The 19,899-nt window shown below is 64.6% G+C and carries 15 protein-coding genes and 1 tRNA gene; 10 read left to right on the top strand and 6 right to left on the bottom strand.

Going from position 1 to position 19,899, the window contains the following annotated elements:
* The first annotated feature begins 1 nt into the window (after position 1).
* The gene (locus JQ635_RS24830; protein WP_211412404.1) at positions 2 to 1,114 is read left to right on the top strand and encodes an ABC transporter permease; all 1,113 of its coding nucleotides are present in this window, start codon (positions 2 to 4) and stop codon (positions 1,112 to 1,114) included.
* Between the two features lie 16 nt (positions 1,115 to 1,130).
* On the opposite strand, the gene JQ635_RS24825 is transcribed toward JQ635_RS24830, so the two are convergent.
* From JQ635_RS24825 to JQ635_RS24815, 3 genes are all read right to left on the bottom strand, one after another.
* Entirely contained in the window at positions 1,131 to 1,619 is a 489-nt protein-coding gene (locus tag JQ635_RS24825; protein WP_211412403.1) for a DUF2059 domain-containing protein, read from the bottom strand.
* Positions 1,620 to 1,666: 47 nt separating this feature from the next.
* Positions 1,667 to 2,887, bottom strand: coding sequence for an OpgC domain-containing protein (locus tag JQ635_RS24820; protein ID WP_211412402.1), 1,221 nt, complete (start codon positions 2,885 to 2,887; stop codon positions 1,667 to 1,669).
* Between the two features lie 338 nt (positions 2,888 to 3,225).
* Positions 3,226 to 6,279 (bottom strand): ATP-binding protein, encoded by a 3,054-nt coding sequence (locus tag JQ635_RS24815; protein ID WP_211412401.1) that lies wholly within the window; start codon positions 6,277 to 6,279, stop codon positions 3,226 to 3,228.
* Between the two features lie 288 nt (positions 6,280 to 6,567).
* Between JQ635_RS24815 and JQ635_RS24810 the strand changes: the two genes are divergently transcribed.
* Both JQ635_RS24810 and JQ635_RS24805 read left to right on the top strand, forming a co-directional pair.
* Positions 6,568 to 7,059, top strand: coding sequence for a hypothetical protein (locus JQ635_RS24810; RefSeq protein WP_211412400.1), 492 nt, complete (start codon positions 6,568 to 6,570; stop codon positions 7,057 to 7,059).
* A 209-nt stretch (positions 7,060 to 7,268) separates the two neighbouring features.
* Positions 7,269 to 8,306 (top strand): thermonuclease family protein, encoded by a 1,038-nt coding sequence (locus JQ635_RS24805; protein ID WP_211412399.1) that lies wholly within the window; start codon positions 7,269 to 7,271, stop codon positions 8,304 to 8,306.
* A 112-nt stretch (positions 8,307 to 8,418) separates the two neighbouring features.
* Here the strand turns inward: JQ635_RS24805 and JQ635_RS39345 are convergent, their stop codons facing one another.
* On the bottom strand, positions 8,419 to 10,230 hold the full coding sequence (locus JQ635_RS39345) for an autotransporter domain-containing protein (protein WP_211412398.1): 1,812 nt from the start codon (positions 10,228 to 10,230) through the stop codon (positions 8,419 to 8,421).
* Between the two features lie 12 nt (positions 10,231 to 10,242).
* On the opposite strand from JQ635_RS39345, the gene JQ635_RS39245 reads away from it, so the two are divergent.
* From JQ635_RS39245 to JQ635_RS24785, 3 genes are all read left to right on the top strand, one after another.
* Positions 10,243 to 11,481 (top strand): hypothetical protein, encoded by a 1,239-nt coding sequence (locus tag JQ635_RS39245; protein ID WP_211412397.1) that lies wholly within the window; start codon positions 10,243 to 10,245, stop codon positions 11,479 to 11,481.
* A 379-nt stretch (positions 11,482 to 11,860) separates the two neighbouring features.
* A complete protein-coding gene (locus JQ635_RS24790; protein WP_211412396.1) occupies positions 11,861 to 12,316 on the top strand; it encodes a YybH family protein in 456 nt (151 codons plus the stop codon).
* Positions 12,317 to 12,584: 268 nt separating this feature from the next.
* Complete coding sequence (locus JQ635_RS24785; RefSeq protein WP_211412395.1) at positions 12,585 to 13,574, top strand: helix-turn-helix domain-containing protein; 990 nt, start codon at positions 12,585 to 12,587, stop codon at positions 13,572 to 13,574.
* 160 nt (positions 13,575 to 13,734) lie between these two features.
* On the opposite strand, the gene JQ635_RS24780 is transcribed toward JQ635_RS24785, so the two are convergent.
* Positions 13,735 to 13,811 (bottom strand) — tRNA-Met (locus JQ635_RS24780).
* A 312-nt stretch (positions 13,812 to 14,123) separates the two neighbouring features.
* On the opposite strand from JQ635_RS24780, the gene JQ635_RS24775 reads away from it, so the two are divergent.
* Entirely contained in the window at positions 14,124 to 15,557 is a 1,434-nt protein-coding gene (locus tag JQ635_RS24775) for a coniferyl aldehyde dehydrogenase (RefSeq protein WP_211412394.1), read from the top strand.
* Positions 15,558 to 15,720: 163 nt separating this feature from the next.
* Complete coding sequence (locus JQ635_RS24770) at positions 15,721 to 17,319, top strand: GMC family oxidoreductase (protein WP_211412393.1); 1,599 nt, start codon at positions 15,721 to 15,723, stop codon at positions 17,317 to 17,319.
* A gap of 242 nt (positions 17,320 to 17,561) precedes the next feature.
* Here the strand turns inward: JQ635_RS24770 and JQ635_RS24765 are convergent, their stop codons facing one another.
* Positions 17,562 to 18,323 (bottom strand): SDR family oxidoreductase, encoded by a 762-nt coding sequence (locus JQ635_RS24765; RefSeq protein ID WP_211412392.1) that lies wholly within the window; start codon positions 18,321 to 18,323, stop codon positions 17,562 to 17,564.
* Between the two features lie 121 nt (positions 18,324 to 18,444).
* On the opposite strand from JQ635_RS24765, the gene JQ635_RS24760 reads away from it, so the two are divergent.
* Complete coding sequence (locus tag JQ635_RS24760) at positions 18,445 to 18,957, top strand: CvpA family protein (RefSeq protein WP_211412391.1); 513 nt, start codon at positions 18,445 to 18,447, stop codon at positions 18,955 to 18,957.
* Between the two features lie 116 nt (positions 18,958 to 19,073).
* Positions 19,074 to 19,856, top strand: coding sequence for an SDR family oxidoreductase (locus JQ635_RS24755; protein WP_211412390.1), 783 nt, complete (start codon positions 19,074 to 19,076; stop codon positions 19,854 to 19,856).
* Positions 19,857 to 19,899: the final 43 nt, after the last annotated feature.

Here is a 19,899-nt window from a genome sequence, read left to right as displayed (position 1 = left end):
CATGCGCCTCGACAACGTGCTGCAGCTCGGCATCAAGGAATTGCGTGGTCTGGTACGCGACCCGATGCTGCTCGTGCTCATCGTCTATTCCTTCACGCTGGCGGTCTATGCCGGGGCAAAGGCCCTTCCAGAGACGCTGAACCGCGCCGCGATCGCCATCGTCGACGAGGATCATTCGCCGGTCTCGACCCGCATCGGGATGGCGTTTACGGCGCCCTATTTCTCCGAGCCGCGCCTGATCTCGCAATACGAGATGGACCGGAGGATGGACGCCGGCCTCGACACTTTCGCGCTCGACATCCCGCCGGAGTTCCAGCGCGACCTGCTGGCGCGGAAGTCGCCGACGATCCAGCTCAACGTCGACGCGACGCGGATCTCGCAGGCCTTCAACGGCGGCGGCTATGTCGAGCAGATCGTCAGCGCGGAGATCGCCGAATTCCTGGCGCATACGCGCGATGCGCAGGCCGCGCCGATCGAGCTGGCGCTGCGGGCGCGGTTCAACCCGGAACTGAAGAAATCCTGGTTCGGCGCCATCGACCACATCATCACCTCGATCACCATGCTCTCGATCATCCTGACCGGCGCCGCCCTGATCCGCGAGCGCGAGCACGGCACGATCGAGCACCTGCTGGTGATGCCGGTCACGCCGCTGGAGATCATGGTGAGCAAGGTCTGGTCGATGGGAGCGGTGGTGCTGATCGCCTCCGCCTTGTCGATCCTGTTCGTGGTCAAGGGATGGCTGGCGGTAACGATCGACGGATCGGTGGCGCTGTTCCTCGTCGGCGCGGCGCTGCAACTGTTCGCCACCACCAGCATGGGCATCTTCCTCGCCACCGTCGCCGGCTCAATGCCGCAGTTCGGGCTGCTGCTGATCATGATCCTGCTGCCGCTGCAAACCCTGTCGGGCAGCATGACGCCGCGCGAGAGCATGCCGCAATTCGTCCAGGACATCATGCTGGCAGCGCCCAATACGCATTTCGTGATGCTGGCGCAGGCCATCCTGTTCCGCGGCGCGGGCCTCGAGGCGGTCTGGCCGCAGCTCGTCGCGCTCACGCTGATCGGCGTCGTCTTCTTCCTGATCGCGTTGCGCCGGTTTCGCGCCTTTCTCGCCTAGGCTTGGGCCAAGCGCCTCAGAGCTTGTGCCCCTTCTGGCGCAGCGCCTCGATCAGGCGCTGCTTCAATTCGTCGGCGGCCTTCTGGCTAACGTCCTGGCTGATCTGCGTACTCGCCTGGGCCAGCGCATCCGACTTCTCCAGGAGCTTTCGGCCCGCGGGCCCGGCGTAGAAGGTGTCGATCTGGCGCAGCTCGTCCACCGTGAAACTCTGGGCATAGAGCGCCGCGATCTGGTCGGTCATGGACGCAACGAACGGCGCATAGATCTCGGAGCCGGGTGCCGTCACCGCATCGTAGTCGCGCTCGATCTCCGGCCTGTCCTGCGAGACCACCGGCCGCAGCTTGAGCAGGAGCTGCGGCAGCAAGGCGCGGTACTGGTCGGGGATCTTCAAGGTGACGACGAGCTTGCGCGCCGCGCTCATCGCCTCCGGCGACGGCGCCTGTGCCGCTGCGCCGCAGACGAGAAACAGGAGAGTGCCGGCGATCGTCAACAAACGTCTGGACATTGAGCTCTCCGTTGGACCTCTCCATGAAAGGCAGGCGTCGCGATGCTTCAGCGGCTCGCGGGGGCCGCGGTGGCGGTTGCAGCCGATGCGCTGCTCTCGGCCGCCATCTCCGGCTCCTCGACCTCCGTCACCTTCACGAACAGGTTCGGCACGCGCTCGGCCCGGCCGAGCAGCCAGGCGGCGCCGACCATGATGACGATGCCGATGATGGAGACGGCAAGCTGCTCCCAGATTCCCTTGCTGTACTGCGTCAGGATCCAGTGCGCCGAGAACGACAGGAAGACGCCGAGGCAGAAGATCGGCAGCGAATGCTGGCCGCAGAGGATGACCGGCCGCAGCCAGGATGAGTGCAGCATCCGCCATTTGCGCGAGATGAAATAGGTGACCCAGATCGCCAGCGCCAGGAAGTGCGTGAAGCGCAGCATGTCGAGGTCGGTCTTGTCGATCGGGTAGATCAGCTTGATCATCCATTTCGGGATCAGGGCCTCGAGCGCATGGACGTGCCAGGTCATCACGATCAGCAGCGCGAATACCAGCCACGCTGCGGCGAGCGCCATCGTCGTCCTGGACCAGACCCATTTCGCGATCGTCTCGACCCGGCCGATGCCGCACCAGGCCGCAAACACGAACATCAGCTGCCAGCAGAACGGGTTGAAGTACCATTTCGTGCCGGGCGGATAGGAGGCGACGTTCCAGTCGAACCAGCGCGAGAGCACGTAGAGCACGACGGAGCCGGCGAGCGTCAGGTTCGGCCGACGCACCAGACACCACACGATGAAGGGCGAGGCGAACACCAGCGCGATGTAGAGCGGCAGCACGTCGAGATTGACCGGCTTGTACTTCAGGACGATCGCCTGCCCGATCAACTCGTCCGGATGCGACAGGAAGTTGAACACGTTGAACTCGTGCTCGTACATCGGATTGTCGAAGCGGCGCGCGGTGCGGGCGATCTGCGCCGTGAACAGCAGGAACAGCATGATGTGGGCGACATACATCTCGGCCGCCCGCCGCCACAGCCGCTTGAGCGCGGCGAGAAACCACCCCCCCGCGACGATCGGCCCGTAGATCCAGCCGACCAGGTAGCCGGAGATGAAGACGAAGAACTCGGCGGCGTCGCTGAAGCCGTAATTGCGCAGCGTCAGCCAGGCCACGACGTCGTGCGGGATGTGATCGAGGAAGATCATCCAGAGCCCAATGCCGCGGAAGAGATCGAGCCGCAGATCGCGCTCGATCGGCGCAAGGAGTGCTGACTGGTCCTTTGTGATCATGGCCCCCGCCTCTTCGGGTGGGCGTCGCGCCATGGCGGCGCCGGCAAAATGGAATGCTAAAAAATGCGAATCAAAAGGTCACCTGACCCAATGGCCAGCTGCCCGCCAACGGTAGCCGACCTCTGCGTCTGCGCAAGGGACTTTGTCGTCGCGAAGGCACCGACCACCATCGGGCCGCTCCAGAGTGGCGGCCGCTTCAAAAAAACATCGAAAACAACCCCATGCACAGTAGAACCGCCACACTAAGCCGTTGATATCATTATCAAATAAAAGCGTCCATTCGGGCAAGAAAACGGCGTGGCGGTACGATCGCACGCCAGACCGTTGAACGCCAAAGGTCAGGTCAGCTCGTCGCCGCGGGCGAGCATTTCGTTCAGCATCGCCTCGGCCTTCTGCTGTAGCGGCAGCGCGCCGCTGTCGGAGGCGATCGCGATCGCGGCACGAAGTGCGGCCAGGACCGCCGCCTTGCTCGCCTCGTCCGAGGCCGGCGTCACCACGGCCTCGCCGAACAGCGCCTCGGCCTCGAGGCCTGAAAACCCCTGCTGGCGCGCGGTGTTGCGGGCCTCGCGCAGCATGTTCTGCGCGGCCTTGATATCGCCGAGGCGGTGGGTGGCGAGCGCAAGATAGATCGAGCTGCGCAGCACCGCCGAGGTATAGCCGACCGCCTTCGCCTCCTCGCGCGCCTCGGTCAGCATGCCGCGCGCCCGGTCGAACAGCCCCTGCTCAAGATAGGCGATGCCGAGGTGGCAGGCGAGCACCGGCACGAACAGCCGGATGCCGTGCTTCTGCGCCAGCACAAAGCCGTCTTCGAGGATGGCAGCGGCCGCCGCCGGATCGTTCCGCCCGAGCTTCAGCCAGCCGCCGCTATAGGCGACGGCGACACGGTCGTAGGGGCGGCCGGTCTCCTCCGCGATCGCAGCGGCCTGTCGCTGAAGCTGCTCGGCAGCCTCGAGCTCGCCCATGACGGTGTGGGTGAAGCTCTTCATCATGCAGCAGAGGAGGAGCAGATATTTTGGAGTCGTTCCAATCGGGGCGCTGGCGTCCGGGCTCGCCAATTGGGCGTGAGCCAGTGCCAATGTCTGCCCGGCTTCGCGGTAGCGCCCGGCCAGGAAATAGGCCTGCCCCAGTCCATATCGCGCAAGATTGAGCCAACCCTTGTTGCCCCACTCCACCGCAAGGCGGACGACTTCCTCACCGATCGCGACCGCCTCGACCGGCGCCCCGTAAAAATTCTGTGCGCCCGACCTGACGGTCATCGCGGCGACCTTGCGTCCGATGTCGTCGATCGCGTCAGCGCGCCGTTCGGCTTCCTTTCCCAGATCCAGCCACTCCGAAATCTGGCCGGAGGCGATGAACGCCCCGCGCGCTTCCATCCGAAGATCGATGGCATCCGCCTCGCGCAATGGCGTCATCGACGCCTTGTCGAGCGAGCCCATCGCGATTTCGAAATAGTTGGCCGCGTCCGCAAAGGCCGAGCGGCTGAGGCATTTCCGTCCCGCGCTCCTGCCATGGGCGAACGCCTTGCGCCAATCCTTGGCACGCAGCGCGTGATAGCACAGCGTATCGGGCTCATCCGCGGCCGTTCCGTCACTCTCGAATATCGCAAGAATGCGCGCATGAATGTCTTCGCGCACCTTTTCGACCATCGAGTCGTACGTCACCTGGCGGACCATCTCGTGCCGAAACTCGAGTGCGTCGTCCAGCTCGCTGTCGATCCGCGCGAGCAACTCGGCACGATCGAGCGTCGCAAGGCAATCCTGGAGGGCCTCCTCGGGCAGCTCGACGAGCTTGCGCAGCATGACAACGCTCGATCTCGGCCCAAGCGCTGCGGCGATCTGCAAGACGGAACGCTCCTGCCGCGACACGCGATCGAGGCGCGCGGCGATCACACCCTGGATGCTCGTGGGAATGCCAAGCTCGTCGATGGGGCGCATGAGCGCAAGATCACCCCACTGGCCTCGTAGCGTTCCGCTATCCCTCAGGCCGCGGCAAACCTCCTCGATGAACAAGGGCACATTCGCGGTATGCGAAATAATCCTGGTCTTCAGATCGTTGTTCGCCGCGGAGGGGCCAAGCATGTCGGCCAGCATGGCCAGCCCCGAATCGTCGTCGAGGGGCCGCATCGCAACGACCTCGGCGCGGCAGCGCGCGATCCAGACCGGCATGCCGTTCGGCCTCGACGTCAGCAGCACGAGAAGATCCGGTGTCTGAAGCGAAGCAATTGCAGACATGACGGCATCGCTGGCCCGATCGATCCAGTGCAGGTCCTCGAGCAGCAGTATCGTGCGGTGGCGCCGCGCTACGCTCTCGATGATCGCGCAGCTCGCGTCGGAAATGGCCCGGCCTCGCGCGTGAGGCTCCAACTCGGTCCACTGCGGCTCCGATATCGGCAGATCCAGCACGGCATCGAGCGCGCATTGCTGGATCAGCGGGAAATCCTTTCGCGGGTCTCCGAGGCCCTCGGGATCCCTGGCGGCGGTCTCCAGCAGCGAGAGCAACAGGCGCTTGAGCGTACTGAACGGCGCCCCCTGGAGATTCGGACTGCACTCGGCGTCGATCAGACGCCAGCCACCCGCCTTGAGCTCCTGGGCAAATTCGTGCGCGAGGCGCGACTTTCCGATGCCGGCGTCGCCCAGCAGCAGCACGGTCTGCCGGCCAGCACCGACCGCCTGCGCGGCGCGACCTAACAGCCCCCGCTCGGTGGTACGGTCGACAAACCGGGAGATGCTGCGCGCCCGTCGCACCCGCCAGCTCGACAGGTCGCTCGCGCCCACGATCCGGTAGACCGGCACGGGCTGATTGAAGCCCCGCAGGGGCTTGCCGCCGAGAAACTCGAAACGCACGTGCCCTTCGGCAAGCTGCTGGCAGGCCTCCGACACGTAGATCTGATTCGCCTCGGCCGCCGACTCCAGCCGGGCCGCCAGATGCTGGGCGGCACCGCCGATCTCGTAGACCTTGGAAAACTCGCTGGCGACCATGTAGGCGACGACATGTCCGGAGTGAAGCCCGACGCGAACCTGAAGCCCGGCATCGCCGAGGCTCGCGACGCGCCGGACGAGTTCGAGTGCCGCATGACAGGCCAGCGGCGCGTGGTTGTCGTCCGCGATCGGCGCGCCGAACACCGCCGCGATCCCGTCGCCCAGCTCTTTGCTGACGATGCCCCCGAATTGGCGCACCGCGCCTCGCATCGCGGCCAAGGCCGGCTCCAGCCGCGAGACCGCCGCCTCCGGCTCCAGCTCGGCGACGAGACCGGTGGAATCGACGACATCGGCGCGGAGAATGGTGACGAACCGGCGTTCGCTGTCGGGATCGGAGCGTCGCACGGCCAGCCCACATTTCGGGCACCAGCTAGCGCTTGGGTCGATCGTCGACTGACACGCGACACAATGCATTCCTGTGCCTTCAAAACCCACGACGGCGTTCTCTGCCGACCGATGCTCACGGGGAGCTTGGCGCAAGAATACCAATCGCGACATGCATGGCAATCAACTTGCCGCGAAACATACCTGTGTCGGCAAAGGTGGCTCTCTGGACGAAATACATTTTCGGGTGGTAGCGTCCTCGCCGCGCGAAATGGGGCCGCGCATTCCAGGGGGCACCGAGGCTTTCGTTCTGGCCAACGAGCCTTGCCGGGCTGCACGTCGCCCTGACTGATTTGATTGTATCGAAGGATTAAGGCGATGGGCGGCAGGACATATAGCGGCAAGGCCTTCAGGGACTTGATGAACAGCAATTACTACCCGCTGGCGAACATGAAGAAGAGCGTGGCCAAGCTCAAGGCATCGGACGATATCGATCTGCCGACCCTGGAATACGGCCAGTACCATCTGATTCTGACGCCGGCTTCGAACTGGCCGCAAGGAAGCGCCAAGTACTGGCACAAGGAGAAGGGCCGGGCTCGTCTCGACCTCAGCACCCAGCCCAACACGGTCCCCCTCTCCAAGGACGAGCCGGGCGTGATCCCGCTGACGCGATGCGACCTGCTCGATGCCTGCGTCCGCAAATGCTTCAATTCAGAGCCGCCGATCCCGATGAAGACCAACATCATCGTCCACGCGCCGAGCGATGCCTATGCCCACCGGCACGAGATCCGGCTCGAGTGGGAGTACAAGAAGGGCTCGGACAAGCCGACGCTGCTCAATCTGACGATGGTCTGCCCGCACAGGGACTGATTAGAAACCTTCTGCATGGTTAAAAGAACCATCGACGCCCGTGCGCGACAGGCGCGCGGGCGTTTTGTCTGCCGGGGCCGTGGCGTGTCGCCTCCGTCCCACTTCCCGTCACGGCCCTGTCGCACGAAGATGATTCGCTTCTCTTCAGTGTGTGCGCGAGTCGCCTCATTGGACGGCGACCGTCGCGCGCGTTCGACAGGGAGCGGCCGATGCCCGTGGGACTGCTGGAGGTCGAAGGCACCATCGATGTCGGCCAGTTCTGGCCGGCAGGGCGGTCGGACGCGGACACGACCAAGGTGGTGGTGACGATCGCGCCCGACGCGATCCGCTTCCGCAAGAACGACACGGCGCCGTTCCAGCCGACCCACGTCTTCGAGGGCGCCAAGGTCAAGGGCCGCACGTCGATCGCGCCGATCAGGAACGGCAAGCTCACCATTCGCCTCCAGGGCATCGACGCGCCGGAGCTGCACTATCAGCCGTCGCCGCTCTCGGCCGCCGAGAAGAAGGGGCTGCCGGATGCCAGGAAGCAGGCCTATCACGAGGTCACGCATTCCTACCGGCAATTCCTCGGCGCGACCGCGAGCAAGGCGCTGCATGATTTTCTCAGCCAAGCCGGCGGGCCGACGCTGGCCTGCCGGGTGTTCACCCATGTCGATACGCCGAACGAGGTGTTCGACACCTATGGCCGGCTGGTCAGCGACATCGAGGTGACGGTCGCGGGGCAAAAGGTCGACATCAACCACTGGCTGGTCGCGCAGGGCTTTGCCTATCCGACGTTCTACTCCTCGATGAACGAGGACGAGATCACGGCTTTCCTTGCGCTCGCCAAGACCGCACGCGCAAAGAAGCTTTTGGTCTGGAAGCATCTTGCGAAGACCATTGGCGCCTTCGACTTCGACCTGCGCGAGCCCAAGGTGGGCGAAACCGCCGTGCTCGCGACCGACAAGGGCCCCGTGATCCTGCCAAAGCTCTACCGCCGCTACACCAACTGGTCCGCGCGCAAGAAGGCCAAGGTGACGAGCCAGACCTTCCAGAAGTTTTTGGGCGAAGGCTCTGGCGGCAAGCCCGACACCTGCTACGAGACCGGCGACTTCCTGCAAAACGGCGTGCACTCTGCCACGCCGCGGAATTTTGCGGAGTTCGTCGAGGGCGGCAAGACGATCAAGTTTCAGCCGGAGGGGCTGGTGTTCGGCGAGGCACCGTCGACGCTGGTGGGAGCGGACGGGAAGGTGATTAAGGAGTTTTGAGGGGAGCAGCGACCGCGGCAGGCGACGTCATGAAGCGCCCGCGGTTCTCGTTTGCTCAGAGCTGCAAGACGCGCGATTCTGCGAGCGCCACCGAACCTCCGAGCAGGCCCCGTCACCAGGAATACCGCAGCGCCACTGTGCCGGCATAGAGATCCGAGCGCTTGGCAAATTCACCATCGAACTTGGCGAGCAGCTTCCAGTTCTGGTTCAGATACCAATCCGCGCCGATCGAGGCGAGGCCGGAATCGTGCGGGATCGGCGCACCGAACACGGTGAAGTTCGAGAGCGGCAGCGCCTGAAACGCCGCACTTAGCGAAGGTGTATCGACGAAATCGTGCGCCCATGCCAATCGCGCGCGCACGATCAGCGGCGTGCCGCCGAGCAGCGTCGGATGGTCAAAGCGCGCACCGAGCTCGGTGCGGACATCGGTCGCTTGCTTCGCTGCATAGGTCAGGCCGAAGCCGAGATTGTTCACGTCGGTCTCGCTGTAGGCGCCGGAGTGGAATGCCTGCGCCTGTGCCGCAGCATAAGGCGTGATCCCGAAGTTAGGCGTCACGGCAATGCGATAACCTCCTTCGATGCGCGCGCCGATGCTCTGGCCTGTGAAGGTAGCACGCAGATTGCTGCCGAGTGCCGCTCGGTCGGTCGTGAACCAGTGGTTGGCGAAGGCGATCGACTCGGCGATGTAGACCGGGCCGATCACCGTCCTCGCATAGGCGCCGATTTGCGCGGACTCGCTGCGGCCGTTGCCGAGGCTATTGGACAATCCCCAATTGGTGCCGCCGCCGGCCGCGGCAAGGCCGACCACGGTATGAGGCGAGAGCCGATAATCGAGGCCGCCGGCGAAGCCATAGGTGCTGAGCCTTGTGTCGGTCGAGCCGATCACGGGATCGCCGCTGGTCTTGCCGCTGCCGCCGAACGCCGCATTCCACAGGCTCCAGCGCTGCTCGAAATTGGCAGGTGGCGGCGCCTTGAACACCGATGCGTAGGCCTGCGCCATCTCGGGCGGCAGGTTGGCCTGCTCCTCCGGCGCAAAGCCGGTGACTCCACCGCCCGCGGCGGCACCGAAATGGCCATCGACGAAGGGGTTGAGCATCAAATTGAGGAATTGGTCCGTGAAGCGGAAGGAGGCGCGCTGCGCCCCTGTCGCCGCTTCGCCATCGAGGGCCGTGAACGCGGCGCGCGCCTGCGAGGCGGAAAGGCCGACAAGGGCGTTGAACAGCGGCCCGCTGAAGCCATTGGCGTTGCCGGCCGCGTTGAGCGCGGACGCAACGTTGAACTGGTTGACCGTCTGCGTCACGGTCGTGAAGTCCACATTGCCGCCGGCGCCATTGCCCGTGATGTTCAGGTAGACGTGCGTCGGATCGTACGACAGCGTTTCCCGCAGGAAGGCCGAGGTCGTCGCTGCCGAGAGCGAGGCGAACGTGCCGCTGATCGCGCTCGCCGTGATGATGGTGTGCTGGCCGAGCGGACTGCCCGAGCCGCCGGAGACCGTCGCCGACACGCTCGCGCCGGACACCGTCACGACGCCGGTGGCGGTGATGGAATCGTTGGCCGCGCCGCCGACGCGGATGCTGTAGGTGGAGGCTGGCGCGAGGAACACCGGACCGTTGACGTTCAGCGTCGCGCCGACCGTCGAGCCGGCCAATGCCGGCATCAGCGAACCTGCCTGCAACTGGATTCCGCCGTTGATGGTGCCGCCCGGGCTGATGGCGTTGGCGCCGCCGGTCAGTTCGATGGCGAATTGCCTGACCGTTCCGCCGCCGTCGAGGCCGCCGCTGATCGTGCCGTTGTTGGTGATCGTGAGGCCGGCGCCGATGACACCGGCGCCGCCGCTACCTGCCGCCGACGCTGAGGCGCCACCATTGCCGCCGGAAATCTGACCGGAATTGACCAGCGTCGCTCCGGTCCCCGCAAATTGCACGCCGGCGCCGCCTTGCCCCCCGACACCATCCCACACACCGCCTGCGCCTCCCGCGCCGCCGGCGACAGACCCGGCGTTGTTGAAGAATCCATTCGATCCGGCAAACAGGACGCCCGTTCCGCCTGCGCCACCTGCGCCCGAGAACCCTACATTGGCCTCATCGGTCCCTGTGCCAGCGGTGATCCCAATATTTGCAGCGCCCGTGCGGCCTCCAACACCACCGCCTCCGGCAATCACCGAGCCCAAATTGATGAACGTGACAGCGGAGCCGGTAAAGACAGCGCCGCCTCCCCCAGCCCCTCCTTTCCCACCGTAACCAGCAGTTGCAATTTTCAGGTATGTGCCGGTGACCCCAGCGGTCGTTGCGGTTGCCGACCCATCTCCGCCGTTTCCGCCGGCGCCACCGATGCCGCCTGTAGCGGTGGCCGTATTGGCCACGGTGATATTGGACCCCGTCACCTCGAAGGCGGCACGACCACTGCCGCCGTTACCACCATTGCCGCCAACTGCGATCGCAGTCGTCTGTCCTCCGGCACCGGTGGCCACCGCATCAGCGCTTCCGTCGCCGCCGGCCCCGCCGGCGCCTCCCGCACCGCCGATGCTGTTGACGTTCAGGGTAAACGACCCGGCTTGCAGATTTCCGATGCCGCCATCGCCGCCATCACCACCGCTGCCACCACCGGCGCGCGCAATGTCAATGTCCCCCGCGCCACTCGACGAGGCCTGCACAATCGCTGTGGCGCCATCGCCACCCGCTCCGCCGGTTCCGCCGGTGCCCAGGCCAGAGCCGCCACCACCACCACCGCCACCTCCCGCCCCGCGATAGGTGATCCCTCCAGGGACGGCGCCGCCGCCAAAAAAAGCGCCTATCGCAATGCCTCCGTTTCCGCCGTTGCCGCCGACGACGCCGCCACTAAACCCACCGCCACCTCCACCGCCGCCTCCGATGCCGTTGCTGCCAGTTCCCCCGTTTGCAGAGCCGACCGCTCCACCCGTGCCCCCTGCACCCGCCCCCAAACCGCCGCCCGTGCCTCCGTTTCCGCTTCCACCCGCGCCACCACCTCCTCCACTGCCATAATGGGCGACGGTGGATTCAAGATTGATCGTCCCGTCACCTCCCGCAGCACCAGAATCACCGATACCCCCCGCGCCGCCTGCAACCGGCCCGGACGCACCGCCGGATCCACCGTCGGCGTTTGCCGCCGTCGTGAGGCCACTTGCCAGCATCAAGCCAAGAGTCGCGCCGGCTAGCAGTGCGTTTCGCCTGCGATCGAACAAGGTGCTGAAATTCATGCCCCCTCCAAATCCCATTTCCTGCGTGCGCATGCGCGCGAAAGTCGATGAGCAGCAATCAGCCGCTCGCTTGAGCGGTTGAATCGGCCGATCGAGGCAATCTCGCACGGTTGGCGCGGGTGTGCTGTCGTTGAGGCGCAACAGCGCTTTCCGCGGGCTTGATCTAAGGCGCGATCGGCTTTGCAAATTACGAGTCGGTGGGAGGACTCGGCCGTATGAGGAGCGTCGCGACAAACAAAGGCGATGTCGCCCGCGTACTCATAAAATCGGCCGCTTGCTCGCGGCGCTCTGCTGGATCAATCTACGGAGATTGCCGCTCGCAATGGAGCCACAACATATGAACCTTTTCAGTCGCTCGCTCATACTCATGCTCTTGCTGGCATTTGGAGCGGTCCCGGCACGCGCAGATGATAAGGCCGATGTGCTTGCAGCGAACACAGAGGTCGAAGAGGCGTTCTCCAAGCTGGACGTCAAGGCTATCGAAGCAACTTGGGCCCAGGACGGGTCCGTCTCCGTCATACACCCCTCAAGTAAAGCACCGCTGCTGGGCTGGGAGGCCGTGCAAAAAAGTTATGCGGACCATCCGGTGAGGTACAAAGACTTCTCCGTGGTGATGGACAATCCGCAGATCACAATCAACGGCAACGTCGCGCGGGTCGTAGGTGTTGAAAAGGTGTACGCGCATCGAGCGAACGGCGACGTGCTGGACATCTCGGCGCTTGCGACCAACATCTTCGAAAAGCGCAGTGGCAAGTGGCTGCTGGTGCATCATCACGCCAGCCGTATGCCTTGAGCGCTGAACACACGCTGGGAGCGCTGTTGGTCGGACCTCGTTGAGCCCGACGACACAGCCGCCATTCAAGCCATACGCGCTGCCTGAGTGACGCGATGAGTGCGCAATGGTCCATCACGACTGGCGGCCACTTGCCGAAGCAGCAATCACGGCACCCATCAGATGACTTCATGGGTGATTGTGAACTTCCGGCACGCCGTATAACGTTGGGTCAATCTTCATGATCGATTGCTCCTCGAAAGGGCAATGTCGTTCGAACGGGGGTTCCATGAGCGGTTTGCAAGTCGCCGGGTTTTCCACCGACTCCTATCCGGCCCACGAGCGCCTCGCTGCCTGGAGTGAAGCCCTCGGACGCCATTGTGGCGTGCGCATCGATGTCAGTCCCGGGTCCGCCAGGGACTTCCGCTCAACCGCAAAAATTGCGCGCTGTTCGACTTTCGGACTGATGGAGGGCTCGACATCTCCGGCTCGCCAGGAGAATTCCCGCAGCTTGATGGTCAATGACGATGTCACCTTCGTCAGCGTGACGACCTCCCGATGGGACACCTCGCAGCTCGGCCGCAGCGTCGATCTGCATCCGGGAGACTGGTCGCTGTTGAGCAATGGCGACGACAGTGTGATCACCATTCCTGAACAGTGTCGCTATCTGGCGTTCTCAGTTCCGCGTACCGCGATAAAATCTCTAGTCCCCGACATCGGCGCAACGTTTGCGCGTCGTATACCGGCCTCAAGCCCGGCGTTGCAGATGCTGGTGCGTTATCTCGATCTCGCCCGCCGCGACAACGTCGTGACCACGCCCGAGCTCGCAGCCGCCTTTACGGACCATGTCTGCGATCTTCTGGCGTTTGCACTGGGGCCGACGCGCGATGCGGCCGAGCAGGCCCGGACGCGCGGCCTTCCGGCGGCTCGGCTGCAAGCCATCAAGGACGACATTGCGGCCAATCTGCGCGGGCTGGAGCTGTCGGTGCACACCATCGCCGCGCGGCACGGCGTGAGCGTCCGCTACGTGCAGCAGATATTCGAGGAAAGCGGCTTGACCTTCACAGCCTATCTCACCGAGCAGCGGCTTACCGCCGCGTATAAAGCGCTTCGCCGCCGCGCTCCGGTGGATGTGCCGGTCAGCACCATCGCGTTTGATTGCGGCTTTGCCAACGTGTCGCATTTCAACAGACTGTTCCGCCGGAGATTTGGTTGCACGCCGAGCGATGTCCGAAATGCCGCTGGCGCTCTTCGCCATGAGTGGCCGGATCGCGGGTAGCTTGCGACTCGGCCGCTTACCCTCACCTGGGCGGGAGTTGTCCCGTCACCGGCGGCTTCACCTGAACCGGCACGGACAGTCAGGCCGCCGCAAAGGCCCAAAACAAAAACGGCCCGCATCAAGCGGGCCGTTTTCGTATCGGATCCGGTCAATCCGAATTTGGTTGCGGGGATAGGATTTGAACCTATGACCTTCAGGTTATGAGCCTGACGAGCTACCGGGCTGCTCCACCCCGCGTTAAACCGTTGCTTAGCCTTCGTCGAAAATGCCGGGGACGCTGGATGAGGGCCGGCGCTGTTCGCGTGGCTTTTCTCTTCCGTCCCAAAGACTTCCTTGGAAGACAACCCCGGGGCAAAGCCCGTCGGGTGCGGGGGGTATGTACCAACCCGGACTGCCTTTGGAAAGGGCTGTGGGGACGTTTTTTTCGACTTTATGACAGGCTGATGGGCCGGATTCCGGCCCCTTCGACACGCACTTGCCAGAAGTTCCGCAAAGGGTCAGCTTGCGGCAACAAAAATCGGGGCAAATGCCCCTTGAGGGGAGAACGCCATGGACCATGCCCTGACGAGCGCCCCGGTCGGAGCGCTGGAGGATGGCTTCCATGCCATGGTCGCGCGGTCGCGGACGGGGCCGGCGCCTGATCTGGCCGAGCGGCTCGACCGGCTGGCGCGGCTGCGCAGCGTCGTCGCCGACAACGAGGAGCGTTTCCGGCAGGCGATCTCGGCCGATTTCGGCCACCGCTCTTCGGTCGAGACCACGATCGCCGAGGCGATGATGGTCTACAGCGAGATCCGGCATGCGACAAAGCACCTGAAGGGCTGGATGGCGCCGCAGCGAATCGCCACCGCCCTGCAATTCCTGCCCGCACGCAACCGGCTGATGCCGCAGCCGCTCGGCGTCGTCGGCATCATCGCGCCCTGGAATTATCCGCTCCAGCTGACGCTCGCGCCCGCGATCGGCGCGATCGCGGCCGGCAACCGCGTCATCATCAAGCCGAGCGAGCTCGCGCCGCACTTTTCGGCGTTGCTGAAGGAGACAGTCGCGGCAAGGTTCGATGCGACCGAAGTGCTGATCACTGGCATTGAGGACGAGGTTGCAAAGGCGTTTGCGAGCCTCCCCTTCGATCATCTCGTGTTCACCGGCTCGACCCGGGTCGGGCGGCTGGTCGCGGAAGCCGCGGGACGCAATCTCACGCCCGTCACGCTCGAGCTCGGCGGCAAGTCGCCCGCGATCATCGACGCATCCGCCGATCTCGAAGAGGTGGCCGAACGCATCGCCTACGGAAAACTGCTCAATGCCGGCCAGACCTGCATCGCGCCGGATTATGTGCTGGTGCCGGAAAATTCGGTGCAATCCTTTGCCGAGAAGGTGCGCGCGCAGATGCGGCGCATGTTCGGCGCCGATCCCGCCAGCAAGGACTACACCTCCATCATCTCCGACCGGCATTATGCCCGGCTGGAAGGCCTGGTCGCGGATGCCGCGCAGCGTGGTGCAAAAATCCTGCAGCCGGCGAAGGCCGACGATCCCAACTGGAAGGCCCACCGCAAGTTTCCGCCGACGCTCATCATCGGCGCGACGGAAGCGATGGCGGTGATGCAGGAGGAGATTTTTGGCCCCGTGCTACCGGTGCTGGGCACGCGCGACGCGAACGAGGCGATCGCCTTCGTCAACGCGCGCGAGCGGCCGCTGGCGCTGTACTGGTTCGGCAAGGACCGCGCCGCGCGCGACGAGGTGCTGGCGCGCACGATCTCCGGCGGCGTCACCGTCAACGACTGCCTGTTTCATTTTGCGCAAATCAACCAGCCGATGGGCGGCGTCGGCGCCTCCGGCAGCGGCGCCTATCACGGCGAATGGGGCTTTCGCACGTTCAGCAAGCTGAAGCCGGTGTTTTATCGCTCCAAGTTCAACCGCCTCGCTGATCTCTATCCGCCCTATGGCGGCAAGATCGCGCGGCTGGAGAAGCTGATGCGGTTGATGTCGTAGCTATCCGTCATTCCGGGGCGCGCGTAGCGCGAGCTATGGTGCGCAATTGCGCACCTGAGAATCCATCTGTCCGCATCAATGGTGGTGGGATGGATTCCGGGCTCGCGACTTCGTCGCGCCCCGGAATGACGACCAACAAAAAGACTCTGAGGGGGAAACAACATTGACTGACACATTCGACTTCATCGTCGTGGGCGCGGGCTCGGGCGGCTGCACCGTCGCAGGCCGGCTGTCGGAGGATGCGGCGACATCGGTGGCGCTGCTCGATGCGGGCGGGCGGAACGACACTTGGCGGATCACCACGCCATTCGGGCTCGCCTTGCCATACAGCGCGGCCAACTGGGCCTTCGATACCGTGCCGCAGAAGGGATTGAACGGCCGTATCGGCTATCAACCGCGCGGCAAGGGCCTTGGCGGCTCCTCGGCGATCAACGCGATGGTCTACATCCGCGGCCACAAATGGGACTACGACCACTGGGCCGCGCTCGGCAATTCCGGCTGGTCGTATGCGGACGTGCTTCCCTACTTCAAGCGCTCGGAGAACAACAGCGATTTCGACGGCGAATATCATGGCAAGGGCGGCCCGCTGCATGTCAACAGACTGCGCTCGGACAATCCGATCCACGACGTCTTCCATCAGGCTGCGCGTGAGGCGCAGTTCCGCATCCGCGAGGACTTCAATGAAGAGGACCATGAAGGGCTCGGCAGCTACCAGGTGACGCAGCGCAATGGCGAACGCTGGAGCGCGGCGCGCGCCTATCTGCAACCCCACATGGACAAGCGCGCCAATCTGCGCGTCGAGACGGGGGCCCAGGCAACGAAAATCCTGTTCGAAGGAGGGCGCGCAGTCGGCATCGAATATGTGCAGGGCAGGCAGCAGAAGCAGCTGCGCGCCCGCCGCGAGGTGATCCTCGCCTCCGGCGCCTTCCAGTCACCGCAGCTATTGATGCTGTCGGGCGTCGGCGACGGCAATGCACTTCGTGAGCACGGCATCGGCGTCGTGCATCATTTGCCGGGCGTCGGGCGCAATCTGCAGGACCATCCGGATTTCGTGTTCGTCTACGCCTCCGACTATCCGCACTTCGTTCACTCGTCACTGGGACGGCTGCCATCCCTGCTGCGCGCGATCCAGCGATACCGCCGGGAGCGACGCGGCCTGATGACCACCAATTTCGCCGAGTGCGGCGGCTTCCTGAAGACCACGCCCGACCTCGACGTGTCAGACATTCAACTGCACTTCGTCATCGCGATGCTCGACGACCACGGCCGCAAGCGTCACAAGGAGGCGGGCTTCTCATGCCATTTCTGTCTGCTCAGACCGAAGAGCCGCGGCAGCGTCTGGCTGAAAAGCGCCGATCCGCTCGCAGCCCCCATGATCGATCCGAACTTTTTGGGTGAGGCGGAGGATCTCGAGACGATGGTCGCCGGCTTCAAGACCACGCGGCGCCTGATGGAGACGCCGGCACTGCGCGCGCTGCAGAAGAAGGACATGTTCACATCCGATGTGCGAACCGACGACGACATCCGCAGCGTTCTGCGCGAGCGCGTCGACACCGTCTATCACCCGGTCGGCACCTGCAAGATGGGCACGGATGCGATGGCTGTGGTCGATCCGACGTTGAAGGTGCATGGGGTCGAGGGATTGCGCGTCGTCGACGCCTCGATCATGCCGACGCTGATCGGCGGTAACACCAATGCGCCGACGATCATGATCGGGGAGAAGGCGGCGGATATGATAGGTGCGGAGGTGCTGGCGAGTTAGGCGACGGCGTTTCCGCATCGTTGTCCCGGTGAATTGCGACAAAGCCGCGTCATTCTCCGCTGTCGTCCCGGCGAAGGCCGGGACCCATAACCACAGGGAGTAACTTGGCGAAGACTCGGAGTTACCGATCTCGCACCACACCACGTCCTGTGGTTATGGGTCCCGGATCGGCGCGCGCTTTGGGCGCGCTTGTCCGGGACGACACCTGAGCGAAACGCGCCTGTCGGCGACGACAGCGGCGGTTAATTCAGCAAGAAGCCACCGTCGACAGTAATCACACTCCCCGTCATGTACCGCGACGCCTTCGACGCCAGCAGCAAAATCGCGCCGTCGAGATCGGACTCGGCGCCGACGCGGCGCTGGGGGATGCGTTTGGCGAGGCGCTCGCCTGCGGGCGTCGACCAGAAGGCGTGGTTCATCTCGGTGTCTATATAGCCGGGCGCGAGTGCGTTGATGCGGATGTTCTGCCCGGCGAGCTCCAGCGCCATCGCTTTCGTTGCCTGGATGATGCCGGCCTTGGAGATCGCATAAGGCGACACCGCCTTGAGCACGCCGGTGCCGAGCACGGAGGCGATGTTGACGATGTTGCCGTCCTGCTTGCGCGCGATCATACGGCGGGCGATTTCAGTCGCGAGGAAATAGGCGCCCTTCAGATTTGCGCCGATCACGGCATCCCAATCCGCCTCGGTCTGCTCGGTCGCGAGCTTCTCGATGGCGATGCCGGCATTGTTGATCAGCACCGTGATCGGGCCGAGCGCTGATTCCGCGGCATCGACGGCTTTCGCGATCGAGGCGGTGTCGGTGACGTCGAGCGCGACGGCGGCGGCGCGGCCGCCTTTGCCGCGGATTTCCTGTTCCAGATTCTTCAATTTGTCCGTCTGCCGCGCGGCGAGCACAACGGCCGCGCCATGCGCCGCCAGCACCCGGGCAAACTGCCGCCCCAGCCCCTGGCTCGCGCCCGTGACGAGGATGGTTTCTTTACTGACGTCGAATAGGCCTGACATGACGATGTCCTTGCGCGTGCTCCCTGATCCTTTGGAACCATCAATACAGACGATTTTAGCGATCTGAAACCGGAATGACCGGCCCGGCGTTCATTCGTTCGATCAAGGCAGGGTTGTGCTCATGAACAGTTTCGATCTCGCCGTTTATGCCGCGCTCGCCGTCGCGGTGGGCCTGGGTTTCAGGACCGGCCTGCTCCGCAGCGCCATGACCATCCTCGCCTATCTGCTCGCCGCGCCGATCGCGGTCGCGCTGATGCCGCTGATCGCGCCGCAGATTGCAGGCAATCCGAACGCGCCGCTGCTGCAGAACTGGATCTGGTTCTTCGGCATCTTCGTCGTCGTCGGCATGCTGTTCGGCCATATCGGCCGCGTCGCGCTGAACGACACCATCGGCGAGGCCGGGATCGGCGACCGGCTCGGCGGCGCCGCGCTCGGCGCCGTCAGGGTCGGCCTCGTCGCCACCACCCTGGTGCTGGTGTTCGACCAGATCGTGCCGGCGAACCACCAGCCGCCGTTCCTCGCCAGCTCGCATCTGCGGCCGTTGTTCTCCACGGTCGGCCAGATGGGCTTCAAGTCACTGCCGCCGGAGGCAGCGTCCGTGATCGACCGCCTCAAGCAGGAGCGTCGCATCTAGTGCATCGCCGCAGGCCACGCCATGCATTTTGACGCGGCTCCCTCCCTTATCAGCCGCGTCACAGTTGGCTAGAGTGCTGTCCATCCAAAACCTGCCTGACATTACGGAGTGATACAGTGGATCTTGGGATCAAAGGTCGCCGCGCCATCGTCTGCGCATCCAGCAAGGGCCTGGGGCGCGCCTGCGCCGTCTCGCTGGCGGAAGCCGGCGTTGACGTCACGCTGACCGCGCGCGGCGCCGAAGCCTTGAAGAAGACGGCGGACGAGATCCGGAAAGCCTATCCTGATGTGAAGGTCACGGAGATCGTCGGCGACATCACGACGCCGGCCGGGCGCGAGGCGGTGCTGAAGGCCTGCCCGGATCCCGATATCCTGATCAACAATGCCGGCGGCCCGCCGCCCGGCGATTTCCGCAACTGGACCCGCGACGACTGGATCAAGGCGATCGACGCCAACATGCTGACCCCGATCGAGCTGATCAAGGCGACCGTGGACGGCATGATGGCGCGCAAGTTCGGCCGCATCGTCAACATCACCTCGGCCGCGGTGAAGGCGCCGATCGACATCCTCGGCCTGTCCAACGGCGCGCGCGCCGGCCTCACCGGCTTCATCGCCGGCCTGTCGCGCAAGACGGTGATCAACAACGTCACCATCAATGGCCTGTTGCCCGGCCCGTTCGAGACCGACCGCCTGACGGGCACCGCGAAGGCCGAGGCCGACAAGCGCGGCACGACGCCGGAGCAGATCCTGGCCGAGCGCGCCAAGCTCAATCCCGCGGGGCGCTTCGGCCAGCCCGACGAGTTCGGCTATGCCTGCGCGTTCCTCTGCGGCGCCAAGGCGGGCTTCATCACCGGGCAGAACATTTTGCTCGATGGCGGCGCCTTCCCGGGCACGCTGTAACGTCGCTTTGCTCTCTCCCCGCTCCTGCGGGGAGAGAGATTTC

It is taken from the genome of Bradyrhizobium iriomotense, from assembly GCF_018130765.1.
Lineage (GTDB): Bacteria > Pseudomonadota > Alphaproteobacteria > Rhizobiales > Xanthobacteraceae > Bradyrhizobium > Bradyrhizobium iriomotense_A.
This window is presented reverse-complemented; position numbering and strand designations above follow the sequence as displayed.